Origin of the sequence: Alteromonas sp. BMJM2 (genome assembly GCF_027257845.1) — a bacterium.
GTDB lineage: Bacteria > Pseudomonadota > Gammaproteobacteria > Enterobacterales > Alteromonadaceae > Alteromonas.
In genome coordinates this window covers 50,786-64,002 of record NZ_JAPVOT010000016.1, presented here as the reverse complement: position 1 = coordinate 64,002, position 13,217 = coordinate 50,786, and the positions used below count along the sequence as shown (strand labels likewise).

The 13,217-nt window shown below is 45.1% G+C and carries 9 protein-coding genes; 5 read left to right on the top strand and 4 right to left on the bottom strand.

The window, feature by feature from the left end:
* Positions 1-233: 233 nt before the first annotated feature.
* A complete protein-coding gene (locus O9X84_RS15270; protein WP_269520560.1) occupies positions 234-752 on the top strand; it encodes a YgjV family protein in 519 nt (172 codons plus the stop codon).
* Positions 753-880: 128 nt separating this feature from the next.
* On the opposite strand, the gene purU is transcribed toward O9X84_RS15270, so the two are convergent.
* A complete protein-coding gene (gene purU, locus O9X84_RS15265; RefSeq protein WP_032095157.1) occupies positions 881-1,735 on the bottom strand; it encodes a formyltetrahydrofolate deformylase in 855 nt (284 codons plus the stop codon).
* 123 nt (positions 1,736-1,858) lie between these two features.
* Positions 1,859-2,551 carry an RNA 2',3'-cyclic phosphodiesterase gene (thpR, locus tag O9X84_RS15260; protein WP_269520559.1) on the bottom strand — a complete coding sequence of 231 codons (693 nt, stop codon included), beginning with the start codon at positions 2,549-2,551 and terminating at the stop codon, positions 1,859-1,861.
* 204 nt (positions 2,552-2,755) lie between these two features.
* Between thpR and hrpB the strand changes: the two genes are divergently transcribed.
* The 3 genes from hrpB (at position 2,756) to O9X84_RS15245 (ending at position 8,353) form a co-directional block, all read left to right on the top strand.
* On the top strand, positions 2,756-5,395 hold the full coding sequence (gene hrpB, locus O9X84_RS15255; protein ID WP_269520558.1) for an ATP-dependent helicase HrpB: 2,640 nt from the start codon (positions 2,756-2,758) through the stop codon (positions 5,393-5,395).
* A 447-nt stretch (positions 5,396-5,842) separates the two neighbouring features.
* Positions 5,843-7,123: a GGDEF/EAL domain-containing response regulator gene (locus tag O9X84_RS15250; RefSeq protein WP_269520557.1), complete on the top strand. Its 1,281-nt coding sequence runs from the start codon at positions 5,843-5,845 to the stop codon at positions 7,121-7,123.
* Between the two features lie 9 nt (positions 7,124-7,132).
* The gene (locus O9X84_RS15245; protein WP_269520556.1) at positions 7,133-8,353 is read left to right on the top strand and encodes an HDOD domain-containing protein; all 1,221 of its coding nucleotides are present in this window, start codon (positions 7,133-7,135) and stop codon (positions 8,351-8,353) included.
* Positions 8,354-8,543: 190 nt separating this feature from the next.
* Here the strand turns inward: O9X84_RS15245 and O9X84_RS15240 are convergent, their stop codons facing one another.
* A complete protein-coding gene (locus O9X84_RS15240) occupies positions 8,544-9,785 on the bottom strand; it encodes a lytic murein transglycosylase (protein WP_269520574.1) in 1,242 nt (413 codons plus the stop codon).
* 249 nt (positions 9,786-10,034) lie between these two features.
* On the opposite strand from O9X84_RS15240, the gene mrcB reads away from it, so the two are divergent.
* A complete protein-coding gene (gene mrcB / locus O9X84_RS15235) occupies positions 10,035-12,395 on the top strand; it encodes a penicillin-binding protein 1B (protein WP_269520555.1) in 2,361 nt (786 codons plus the stop codon).
* Between the two features lie 273 nt (positions 12,396-12,668).
* Here the strand turns inward: mrcB and O9X84_RS15230 are convergent, their stop codons facing one another.
* Positions 12,669-12,989, bottom strand: a complete 321-nt coding sequence (locus O9X84_RS15230) for a hypothetical protein (RefSeq protein ID WP_269520554.1) — start codon at positions 12,987-12,989, stop codon at positions 12,669-12,671.
* Positions 12,990-13,217 lie beyond the last annotated feature (228 nt).

The window sequence follows — 13,217 nt, the reverse complement described above, 5'->3', positions numbered from 1 at the left end:
TGTAAATATAAGTTAAATGCTCTTTACCGTAATAGTAGGTTAACAGACCTTCACTGTTGTGATTTACGCTTGTCAATGGAGGGCGTATACACCAACGCGTCTAACTCGTATGCAGTTCATCGAAATTGATTAAATTTTGATTGCATTTTTAACCTTAAAAATTACACTGCGCTCGTTCCATATCGCTATGTTTCGTAGCGCCTTTTTACCCCCTGTTTTTTAAGTGAAGCGCGATGTTTGAATTTTTATTGCATGCCTTTCCAGTGGCTTTCGCACTGGGGTCTTTCTGGTCTAACACCGAACGTAAATTGCTCCTATTAAACCTAGGATTATGCGTGGCCATTGGATCTTTATTGGTGTTTGAACAGGCGTGGGGAGGTGCTATTGTTATTACGGTGGCCGGACTCAGCACCAGCTATCGATTGATTAGGCAAAAGCTACTGTCTCCCATTGCTACTTACGTAACTTTGATAGGCATGATGTGCCTCGTGCTTACTGTAAATAACCTAACGGGTAGAACGTCCTTTATTGAAACCATGCCCGTGTTTACGTTTATGGCATACCGGTTTGGTGAGCTACACTGCAAAGAAGCCGGTTTGAGAATATGTATGATAGTGGGGTCTATTAACTTCACCTTGTACGGCATTGTTACCCAAACATGGGGACTCGCAATCACAGAAGCACTCTTTGCGGTATCAAATCTGTGGTATTACATGAAGCTTAGACGCGCCATGCGCGTAAGCCCGGTATAAAAAAGAGCTTATTTAAAAGCCCTTTCTACGAGTGATTCTTTGTCGGCGCTGCTTGTTGGCAGTGCTTATTCGCAGTGGTAGAGATTAAGCGAGCGCCTTTCACGCGACTGTTTCTGAATTGCATTGGCTTACGCAAAAACCACTGTTTTATTACGGTGAATAATAACCCTGTCTTCTAAGTGGTATCGAACCCCATGCGCTAATGCCGTTACTTCGCAGTCCTTTCCTTTGCGTACCATGTCATTGGCGCTGTCGCTGTGACTGATGCGTTTCACGCTTTGCTCAATAATAGGGCCTTCATCAAGGTCTTTCGTCACATAGTGGCAGGTGGCACCAATCAGCTTTACGCCGCGATCGTAGGCCTGCTGATAGGGTTTTGCCCCAGCAAAACTAGGCAAAAAGCTATGGTGAATATTTATCGCCTTGCCTTGTAACTGCTGACACAGGCTATCTGGCAGAATTTGCATAAAGCGCGCAAGCACAGTCAAGTCGATGGCGTATTCGTTAAGCAGCGTGGATATTTGAGCAAACGCAGCCTCTTTGCCAAGCGCTTTAAAATCAACCCAATGAAAAGGCACTTTGTACCAGTCGGCAAATTGTTTCATTTGCGGGTGGTTACCAATGATAACCGGAATGTCACAATGCAGTTCACCCGTATGCCAGCGGTGCAGTAAATCAACTAAACAGTGAGATTCCAAACTGCCTAGTAGCGCTACTCGTTGCTTTTTCGATGAGTCGGTAAACTTCCAATTCATCTGGTATTCATTTGCTAAGGGCGTAAATTCTTCAACGAAGCTTTCTGCATTGAGCGTTAAAGAGCTCGCGCCTATTTCGTGGCGCATAAAAAAGCGACCGGTTTGCAGGTCGGTATGATGGCTTGCTTCCACAATGGTGGCATTGTGGTCGGCTAAAAACTGAGACACATTTGCGACCAGACCAACTTGGTCTGGGCAATCAATAACTAATTTATAGGTTTGTTGCATGAATATAGGCAGGTTCGAAAATCGTCACACCTTTTTACCTGTCAATGGTAGGGATGTAAAGGGCTTAGCGCTGTCTCTTTACACTACCCGATGTGCAGACATCGCCAAGGTAGCTTTATGGCGTCAATCTGTAATACCCCTTCTCAGTTTTTCTCTAATTGAAATATTGTGCTCGAGTGACCAAGAGTCGCGTATGGGATAGGTCACACCTTGAGGCGTAGATACAGACTCGAACAAATGAAACGCACTGGCCTGTACATCAATACTTGGAGCAAAAAGTGGCAGAGGTAATGTAGATGTTGCTTTTCTCACCATAGTGATGTGAGGCTTATACTCTTTTCCCTCTACTTCAATACCGGCGCTTCTTGCACTCTTTCGTGTCAGTTTTGCTAAGTTCATAAGCTCATTGGGCGGCGAACTTGGGGCGCTAAATAATATTTTAGGGCCGTTCCATATACCAGTCTCATCGAGTGTGAGCGTAAAGGGTTCAGCGGTAAGCGCATCTAGCTCAGCCATAAGGGCTTCATGTTGGCGATGATCGATATCGCCTAAAAAGCAAAGTGTCATATGATAATTGGCTGCAGGAACAGCGTAAGGCACCCCCGGCTCATTATTGTTAATACTGTTTTTTGTTTTTTTACTCTGTGTCTTGCCTTTATTTTTATTGCGTATACCGGTATCTGTGCCTGCGTCGTTGCTTCTTACCATGCTTTTTGTCATGTGCCGAGGCAATACTTCGGGCATTGACTGCTGCCGCCAGCTATCTAAAGCGAGCTTTTCTGACGCACTTAAATCTAAACCTATAAAACAACGCATTCTTTATCCTTTGAGCTTTTATATTCAACATGCCCTAATCGCTATGCAATTAGGATAAATCCAGATCAGTATTTGAGACAGTATACGACGCTAGCAGATAGTGATGAATGCTGTAATATGCCCTCAACGAATTGCTCTCATTTATCATCCTAGATCATTACCCTAGTTTATTACCTTAGGTCATTACCTTGAACGAACGTCCTTATGTTAGATAACTTATCCCATTTACCCGCCTTTTCTCTAGTCGACGGGTTAGCCAAAGAGATTGCTACCAATAATGTCGTGATTGGTGCGCCCCCTGGCGCGGGAAAATCCACGGTACTGCCTCTGTCACTGTTAAATACAGCTCTTGATGGCAAAATATTGTTGATGCAGCCAAGAAGAGTGGTGGTAAGGAATTTAGCAGACTATTTAGCCAAGCAACTTGGTGAGTCGGTGGGGCAAACCATAGGCTATAGAATACGGGGTGAAAGTAAGGTTAGTGCACAAACTCGTATTGAATTAATTACTGAGGGCATACTGACACGAATAATTCAAAACGATCCTGAGTTAACAGGCGTCAGCGCAATTATCTTCGATGAGTTTCACGAGCGCAGTATTCACAGCGACTTCGGCTTGGCACTTGCGCTAGAAGTGCAAGCGGGGCTTCGCGATGATTTACGTATTCTTGTTATGTCAGCCACGCTTGCCTTAGAGCCCCTTAGCCGCTTACTTGAAAAGCACAGTGCATTGCCTATCAGTCACCTGAATACTCAGGGGCGGGCCTACCCCGTTGAGATTTTCTATTACAAAGATACCTTTGCAAAAGACATTGTGGTGAATACCACGCAGGTGGTTAAAAATGCCGTAACACGTCACGACGGTGATGTGCTGGTATTTTTGCCAAGTCGCGCAACGATAAATGCTGTTGAGCGAGAGCTTAATTCTTTCAGTCAAAGTCAAGATATAGCGGTGTACCCGTTATATGGCGCGTTGGGGAAAAGTGCGCAGCAGCAAGCGTTAGTAGCAGATAATGAGGGCCGAAGAAAAATTATTTTAGCGACCAATATTGCTGAAACCAGTTTAACCATTGAAGGGGTTAAAGTGGTAATTGATAGTCTTTGGGAAAATAGTGCACAGTACCACCCGGCAAGTGATATGACACAAATCACAATGCAGAGAATTTCCCAAGCCTCAGCCACACAAAGAGCAGGACGAGCGGGAAGAGTCAGTGAGGGAGTGTGTTATCGCCTGTGCAGTCAAGAAAGTTTTGAACGCCTTGCGCATCACAGTGCAGCACAGATTGAAAGAGAAGATATTAGCAGCTTCTTGCTCGACACCTACGCATGGGGAAGTAAGCCGAACGAGTTAGCGTTACTTACGCCGCCCACTGCCACTCAAGAAGCTATTGCTCAGAAAAAACTGCAGCGCATTCACTGTATTGACGAGGGCCTGTCGATTACAGCTTACGGAAAAAAGGTCGCAGAGTTACCTTGCCAGCCACATCTTGCCAATCTCCTTTTGGTTTGTCAGAACACAATTACGCCTCTTGATAAATCCATGCAGGGCTTCTTCAAAAATTCGGCAACAGGCTCACTAAAAGAGGCAATGCAGGCAGCAGCTCCTTTTGTGGTGGCGTTGAGTGAGAGCGGAACTCTCGTGCAAAATACACCGCTGGTGAGTGAACTGCTTCGTACATTGAGTGCAGCAGAACGGACACAAATAACTTCGCAAGCAAAGCGTTATGCGCGCTTTGTTGGAATAGAAAGTAATAGTTTATCCATCTCGGCACTAGACGATGACGCTATTGGTTTGTGTATAGCTATTGCGTATCCACTGCAGGTGGCATTTTTACGAGAAGCGAAATCTGCATCGCACCAAAGCACAAGAAAAGCAGATGGGTTTGGCCATATTATTCAAGACTATAAGCTAGCAAGTGGAAAGGGGGCGCAAGTTAGCGGTTTGTCATCGAAAGCCCCGCCTCAGTGGTTGGCTGTGCTACATGGGCAGCATATTGAAAATACGGTAAAAATTCGTCAGGCTCAGCCTATTTCAGAGTCACTGCTACGAGGCATATTTCCACATGCGTTCAATCAACAGCAGCGCATCAGATTAAATCGTGTCAGCGGTTTAATGGAAGCGCGCACCATAACCGGGTTTTATGATATCGATTTAGACACTACGCCGGTCTCTAAAGATACGCGCTCAAAAGATAGTGCATATTGGGAGCAGGCTACTGTTGAAGCTTGGTTAGGCTACCTTGAATCCCTTGTGCTTAAAGAATGGCCATTGTCTGAAGGTGACTGGCAGTGGTGGCGCCGAGTTAAATTAGCTGCACAGTACGAGTTACCTCAGCCGCAGTCCTTTGGTGAAGACGCACCGTGGCCTAAATCGTTAAATGATGTTGTGCACCAAGCCAAAGAGGGGCTTACCGGTCATTTAGCGCGATGTTCATCGTTAAAAATGTTGCATAAACTGCCTTGGAGAACGGCGCTTAATAATGGACTAACTTGGCCCCAGCAAGATGCTCTTGCGACACTCTTGCCTATGACGATACGCATTCCTACCGGGCGAGAAGCTGCCCTAGACTATCGAGATAGCGGCGATGTAGTGCTGTCCGTTAAGTTAACGGAAATGTATTCTCACTCTGCTCCTATTGTTATTGGCAATGGCCGCATAACAGTGGTGTGCGAATTACTTTCTCCTGCCGGACGGCCGCTTCAAACCACCAGCGATCTCGGTACATTTTGGGAGGGAAGTTATAAGGAAATTCAAAAAGAGATGAAGGGACGCTACCCTAAACATTTTTGGCCAGACAACCCCGCTATATCAAAGCCGACAACGAAAACTAAAAAGCATTTATAGAGAGGTCGTGCTGTTCTATGCACAACTCTTTCACCGACGAAACTTTCATCTACGAAAGTTGTATGTTACTGCATACCTTTTCAAGTTAGCATTCACCCTAAGCACTTAGTGTGTCCTTTAATCTGGTTATTAGCTGTTCGTTTTTGCGTTGTTTCTTGAATATTTATTCCTTGAAATAACCTTTCCGAGCGTATTTTTTCATTTTTTGTCGCAAGTGTCATAAATGTACTATATTAATCTATGGTGCGCTTGTTTTTTTAGATGATAAAATAAGCAATGGAATATACATAGCGCATATTTAGCTATACTTGGCATTTTATACGTAATACGTATTGAAAGCGTGTTGACCCAATGTGAATGGCCTAAATGCTATCCACGTTGTGTGAATCAACATTCATTTGGTTAGTTGGCATTGTTAAGGGGCAACAGTAAGGCGATGAGTAGACAATGAAGCCTGAGCTGCATTCAAAGATTTTGCTCGTAGACGATGAAACCAGCGTGCTTCGCGCATTAAGTCGCGTACTAACGTATGCGGGTTACCAAGTCGTTATGTCCTCTTGCCCGAAAGATGCCTTAGCTAAGGTTAAAGCTCAATCTTTCGATGTCATTATTGCTGACTACCGTATGCCAGAAATGAACGGTGTCGCTTTTTTACGCAAGTCTCGCCCCCATCAACCTTTTGCCTGTCATTTTATATTAAGCGGTGATGCCGACATTGATGACGTTATAGAGTGCATGAACGATGATGTGGCAGAGCGCTTCTTGCGCAAGCCGTGGAACAATAAACGTTTGCTCGATGAAGTGAGTATCGGTGTTGAAAAGCGGCATAAAAACCACCTTCTTAGTGTAATGAACAATCAACTGCAAAAGCAGGACCCCAATGAGTCAAAGGATTTTTCTGTAATAACCTCGTCTACTGCTAACGGTTCACAGGCTCACTCCAGTCAAAATAGCGAGCTACTAGAACGACTAAAGTCTGCCATTTTTGAAGATGAATTTAGTTTAGTTTACCAGCCAAAAGTATGCGCAAAAACGGGAAGAATTGTCGGGTTAGAAAGTTTACTGCGCTGGAAGAGTGAGGGTTACGGCTCAGTATCACCAGAGATTTTTATTCCAGTCGCCGAAGAGGGAGATTTTATTCAAGAGATCGGCGAATGGGTGTTAAGAGAAACGGCACGGTTTCAAATACGATGGCAAGCATTTACTTTGCTAGATGGGTTTAAGCTTGCTTTCAATGTATCGCCAAAGCAGTTACACGATGATAAATTTGTCGATGTTGTAAAGGCCTTAATAGCTGAGGGAAACCTAGTTCCAGAAAATTTGTGTGTGGAAATAACGGAGTCAGCCGCTATCGAAGACTTCGATGGCTGCTGTAAACAGCTTAAGAGGTTAGAAAAGTTAGGTATTGATGTTGCCATTGACGATTTTGGTACCGGACATACTGCTATCAATTACCTTCTTAATTTGCCGGCTCAAGTGGTTAAGATAGATCGGAGTTTAATTGCCGGTGTAGATAGTGAAGAAAAGTGCTACAACGTGGTAAAAAATTTAGTGTCAATGGCCCAGTCAATTGGCATGAAAGTGGTTGCCGAAGGTATAGAAGTATCTCAGCACGCGTTGTGTTTACGGGATATGGGGTGTGAAGAATTGCAGGGCTATCTTTATAGTAAGCCGCTCGCAGAAGAGCCCTTGTTGAAAGTGCTGGCACAACAGCCCTATTTAATCTGAGGAGATAGGATGTCGAGTAATCAGGTTGTCATTGTTGATGATGAAGAGCTGATCCTTAAATCGTTGAAAAGAGCGCTGAGACGATTAGCGCCCTCATGGTCAGTCCACCTCTTTGATTCCCCAAAAGAAGCCCTTGATAAACTACAGCAGGGTGAAATAAAACCAGACCTCGTTATGTGCGATAGACTTATGCCAGGCACACGAGGTGACGACGTTTTGCTTGAGTGCAGAACTCACAACCCAGAGGCTATTCGTCTATTAATGACCGGTGACACTCGGGTTGATATGAAGGAGATAGTCGCCTCAAACGTGCATATTTTCATTTCGAAACCCTTTGAACACGACGATATTAGCGACGTACTTAATCGAGTGATGCGCATAAAAGCACTTCCCTTAACGCATTCACTAAGGCAGGCCCTTGGAAGGTTAAAAGGGTTGCCCGTACTTAATGAAACCTATCAAAAGTTAAACAAGCTTCTTAAGTGTAAGGACGCCGAACTTGATGAAGTGGCCAGGGTAGTAGGAAAAGATCCAACGCTGGTGGCAAATGTACTTCAAGCCGCAAACTCTCCTTTTCTTGGGTTTCGCGGACAGGTCTCCTCTGTAGATAAGGCAGTGAAACGACTGGGTCTGAATACTATTGCATCTATAGCGGTTGCCTCTAGCTTGAGTCAAACCTATAGCATTGACAGCAAAATGCACCGAGATGTCGTGGTAAGTGCACTTTCGTCTGCCTATATTGCAACTCGACTGATGCAGTTGCGAGGCTTTTCGCGAGAGCAGGCAGAGTATTCATTTTCGATGTGTTTACTTGCTTCTATTGGCGAACTGTATTTGGTGGATGCGCCTGAAACGGCAAATGATGTGGGGCTGCAGTCATCAACGAAGCCCATTAGTGCACTTATCACCTACTATCTTCTTACCGTATGGGGCATAGAGGAGCGATTGGTGGAAGATATTCTTTCGGCGTCATGTGAGGTGGCGAGTACTTTGCGCCCTCGTAAGGGTGCAGAACCGTCGGAAGAGCCAGACGATTCAGTAGAGGCAAAAGAAGCAGAAGGGCTATTAGCATCTCAAGTGTTTTATCTCGCCCGCCGCTTGGCGTGCGAAAATTTTGATGAGGCGCTGACGGATGTACTTAATATGGGAGATTTTGCCCAATGGTACCCAGCGCTTAATGCGCTTAAAGAAAACCCGCCTGAAGACATTAACTTAGCTGCGCCTCAGTAATCACTGACAATCGAGCCTATCGTGTTGAGGTGAGGCTGAGATAACACGCATTATAAATAGAACTGAGCAGCCATGGTAAATGCAAAATACGGGTTAATCCGAGGTATTGGTTAACCCGAAATACTGGCTATTTCAAAATAGTACCGATGGCTACTAGCGTTTATGCTGTCTAATTTATCATCTGTACAAATCAAGAGTGCTTATCAAGCGTGACATCAAGAGCGCTCATTACGTCTAGCCCTGGAAACCCATCAGCAATCATACTATTCGCTATTTGATAATTGCGAATACCTTCGCGGGTGGCGGGACCTATAATTCCGTCGGGCTTACCTACATCGAAGCCCAGAGTATTGAGCTTGCTTTGTAGCGCAATGATGTCCTTTCGGCTGTAAGCAGGAAGGTCTGGCAATGTGGCTTTTATGCCTGAGGCTCCGGTGATCTTATCAGCTAAAACACCGACTGCGATGGCGTAAAACTCAGAATTGTTCCAACGCATGATCACTCTAAAGTTTTTATAGGCGATAAATGCAGGCCCTTCGTGACCGGCAGGTACGATGACATAGGCAGAGGTATCTGCATTACCCAGTTCGCCGCCGTCTGCTCGCATTACCCCAAGTGCGTTCCATTCGCTAAGAGGCTGACGGTTTTTGTAGCCAGAAAGTCGATAGTCAAAGTTCTCAGGTAGCGTAATTTCCCGCCCCCAACGAAAGCCGGCATCCCACCCCAAGCTTGCAAGAAAGTTAGCAGCAGAAGACAGTGCATCTTCTTCACTGGCCCATAGGTTAATTTGACCGTCGCCATCACCATCTATGGCGTAATGAGTATATGCCGAGGGCATAAACTGAGTGTGCCCCATGGCGCCTGCCCAAGAGCCTACCATTTCTTCCCGTTCTAGCTTTTCTCTTTCAAACAGCTTAACCGCTACTAAAAACTCTTTTGTAAAATACGTGCTGCGGCGCTTATCGCAGGCTAATGTGGCCAGTGAATCGAGTACCGGCATCTTGCCTTTATAGTTACCAAAGTTTGTCTCTAATCCCCAGAATGCCAGCAGATAATGTGGCGGCACGCCATACTCGTCACTTAACTTGTGCAGTAAGGTTTTGTGCTTCGCGTACATTTCTTTACCTTTGTTCGTACGCCACTCGGTAACGCGCTTACTGAAGTAACCTGGAAATGTCTGCACGAACTCGGGCTGACTTCTGTCATACTTAATTACGTTATCTTGGTGTACCAATGTAGGAAATATGGCATCAATGGTTTGTTGGCTAACACCTTGTTGCATCGCTTTTCTTTCGAGGTCTTCCGTGCAGGACGCAAAGTTTTCGTTCGCACTGGCAGATGAAATAGAAAAGCTGGTAAACAACACGGCTAAAGAGACAGATGCAATTATCCGTGTTGCTGAAAACGCAGAGCGACTCGCCACAAATGGCATTGTCGAATGAAAAATAGATGAAGAAAAAACTGAACGCATAGTAAATTTCCTTTGTTACTTGCTTGCATGCTATCGCATTGTGACTGCAAAGTGCGAGCTAAATTCCACTGTAGGTCAGGGTTTCGAGTAGGTGCTTGCTATTTAGGTGTTGTTTAGCTGTTGTTGCATCAAGGGTGCAGTGGTAATGTTCACTGCATAAATTTAAGGGACGGTAAGCGGTACGCGCTTACCTTTTTATGGCGCTTCCTCGTGGCAAAAAGACAATCAAGTAACAGCTCAACAGCAAAAAATACAGCAAGAAAAAGCAATTTAAACACAAAGCAAAAAACCAAAGGGAGTTGGGTATTCGGTGCATTCTGGCGACTATCATTAGTTGCGCTTGTGGTACTTGGTGCATACGCATTCTATCTCGATGCACAAATCAAAAAAGGCTTTTCAGGCAATAAGTGGGAAGTGCCTGCACAAATTTTTGCGCGTCCGCTAAGCCTGAGTAAAGGCGAAGAAATCACACCCTCAGAGGTAATTGATGAGTTAGACCTTTTAGGCTATCGAAAAGTGGCGTTTGCCAATAAAAGTGGTGAATACAGCTATCAAAACCGAGTGTTAACGGTACAGCGCCGGGCATTTCAGTTTCCAGAAGGAGCAGAGCCACTAAGGCATCTGATTGTCACCTGGGAAGGGGCAAGGGTGTCTGAAATTTACGATAAAACTGAAGAGCGTCAGTTTGGCACAATCAGGCTAGAGCCATGGCTAGTAACTCGTATGACAAGTGGTTCTAGTGAAGATCGCATGCTGGTGTCACTCGATACCATTCCAGAACTACTACCTAAAACTCTGACGTTGGTAGAAGACCGTAATTTTTATAATCACCACGGGGTAGCGCCGCTTTCAATCGTGCGTGCCTTGGCGGCAAATATCGCCGCCGGAAGAACCGTACAAGGCGGCAGTACGTTAACGCAACAGCTAGTTAAGAATATGTTTTTAACCCGAGAGCGATCGCTAGTTAGAAAAGCGAAAGAAGCAATAATGGCGGTGATTATCGACGCTCGATATAGCAAATCTGAGATAATTGAAGCCTATTTAAACGAGGTCTTTTTAGGCCAAAACGGCAGTATGGCCGTGCATGGTTTCGGCTTGGCAAGCTACTTTTACTTTGACAGACCCGCCAATGAATTAAGCGTTCCTGAAATTGCGACCTTAGTGGCTATAATCAAAGGGCCGTCTTATTACAACCCTCGAAAATATGCACAGCGCACTAAAGAGCGAAGAGACTTGGTTTTGCGCATGTTGTTTGATGAGAATGAAATTAATCGCGATGAGTACGAGCGCTACATAAATATGCCGCTTGGTTTGGCCAGTGGAGCGAGTTTAGCCAGTGGAAAGCACCCTGCGTTTATGGAGCAAGTGCGAAGAGAGCTGAACGAAATATTAGCAGAGCCCAGCTTAAGAGATTCAGGGGTTAAAGTATTTACTACCCTTGATATTGTTGCACAGCGTCGTGCGGAGCGGGCTCTGTCCACTACCTTAGATGGACTTCAAAAAGACAGAAAGGCTGAACTACAGGGCGCAATGGTGGTAACCGATAGCGCAACAGGTGAAGTAAGGGCGATCATCGGTGATAAGAACGCAGCGTACAAAGGGTTCAATCGAGCGTTAGACGCCAAGCGCCCTATAGGATCGTTAGTGAAACCTGCGGTATATCTTACGGCTCTCGAAGATCCCACTCAGTATAATCTGGCAACACCGATAGAAGATAAGCCCATTACTCTTGAGAGTAAAAACGGTAAACCGTGGTCGCCACAAAACTACGATAAAGAATTTAGAGGGCAAGTGCCATTATTGCAGGGACTCACCGAGTCACTCAACATTCCCACAGTGAACTTAGGAATGCAGGTGGGCTTAACGACGCTAGCCGATACCATAGAGCGCCTTGGGGTAACCACTCCACTAGATAAAGTGCCTTCAATGACACTCGGGGCGTTTGAATTAACGCCATTTGCGACTAACCAAATGTATCAAACTTTATCTAACGGCGGGCGCTATATTCCACTGCACACGGTGACCTCGGTAGTGACATCAGAAAACGCGCTGCTGTGGAAGAAAGCGGAGTTTTACTCTCAACGAGTAGATGAAGCGGCGACTTATCTTCTCAATTACGCGCTATATAAAGTGACTACGCAGGGAACAGCAAAGCGAATAGGGGCCACCTTTGGCAGCGTCAATATGGCGGGTAAAACGGGGACGACGGACGATTATCGCGACAGTTGGTTTAGCGGTTTTGATAGAAATCATGTAGTGACAGTTTGGGTAGGAAATGATGATAACCAATCAGTTAATTTAACCGGCGCTGGCGGTGCACTGCCGGTGTTTGTTAACTACATGAAGTCACAAGCGCCTAAATCACTTTCCAGAAGATTCCCCAGAGGTTTAGGTATTGCGCACTTTGATGCAAAAACGGGAGCCGTGGTCGTTGCAGGTTGCGCGGGAAGCTTAAGTGTTCCTGCCATACTAGATGTACTTCCTGAACCAGAACAAGACTGCAGCGGGCGTCCGGTAGACGATGCCAAAGACGGTAAGAAGAAAAGCTGGTGGGAACGTATATTTGGATAAAAAAATGCTCCAGTAAGAAGATAGAAAGCAAATATTTACACTAGGGTTCTTTATTCCCTAAGGAGATTCCCTAAGGAGGGCCAATACCTGTTGCGTAATGTCTATCTTCTACCGGAGCTAAAAGCCCAGGGAGGCTTGGGGAACAAAAATGGTTAATGTCCTTTTTGAAAAAACAGGCGCGCGGTTGAAAAAGCGATAGCGCTAACTGCGAAAGCAATGAAAGGACCAAGTACTAACATCAGTAAGGTACTGGCAGCAATCATGACTGTCTCCTTACGCATCGTTATCGTCAGAAGCTTCAGGTGAATCCTCTGAAGCTAGCTGCGACATTGGCGTACTCAATATATCCACAACTTGTATATCCGCAATCAATGTCGTTGACTCGTCTGCGTCAGGCTCGAAGGTGTGGCTTGCCGTCATAACGTCAAACGTAATACGTGTTGAAGTTTCTTGTCTCACTTCGTTAATGGCGCTTGCCACTAAATAATCGGTATGCGACTGCAGCGCAGACACATTGTCGTTAGCCATTAATGATGCGCTGAAAGTACCAGAAGTCAGTAGTAATGCAGTGATAAGGTTGCGACGCGTAAACATAATATTTTCCTATTAATAAAAGTTGAACACTGCACTGATACATACTGCGTGGCAGCTTTCGATATTGTTAAAACTTGTGATGCTTAACGTAGAGCACGTTTGTTTCTCATTACCATTAACGTATTGCGAGTGTTGTGCCACTTTTATTATTCAATTTAACTATATGATTTTATTGATTTAGTTTGGTTTGGCGTAAAAGGCGATGAACGAGAGAAGAATAGTGGAAGA

Coding starts and splice junctions, on each gene's coding strand:
- O9X84_RS15245 (WP_269520556.1), top strand. CDS start 7,133: ATGTCGAGTAATCAGGTTGTCATTGTTGATGATGAAGAGCTGATCCTT.
- O9X84_RS15250 (WP_269520557.1), top strand. CDS start 5,843: ATGAAGCCTGAGCTGCATTCAAAGATTTTGCTCGTAGACGATGAAACC.
- O9X84_RS15240 (WP_269520574.1), bottom strand. CDS start 9,785: ATGCCATTTGTGGCGAGTCGCTCTGCGTTTTCAGCAACACGGATAATT.
- purU (WP_032095157.1), bottom strand. CDS start 1,735: ATGCAACAAACCTATAAATTAGTTATTGATTGCCCAGACCAAGTTGGT.
- hrpB (WP_269520558.1), top strand. CDS start 2,756: ATGTTAGATAACTTATCCCATTTACCCGCCTTTTCTCTAGTCGACGGG.
- thpR (WP_269520559.1), bottom strand. CDS start 2,551: ATGCGTTGTTTTATAGGTTTAGATTTAAGTGCGTCAGAAAAGCTCGCT.
- O9X84_RS15230 (WP_269520554.1), bottom strand. CDS start 12,989: ATGTTTACGCGTCGCAACCTTATCACTGCATTACTACTGACTTCTGGT.
- O9X84_RS15270 (WP_269520560.1), top strand. CDS start 234: ATGTTTGAATTTTTATTGCATGCCTTTCCAGTGGCTTTCGCACTGGGG.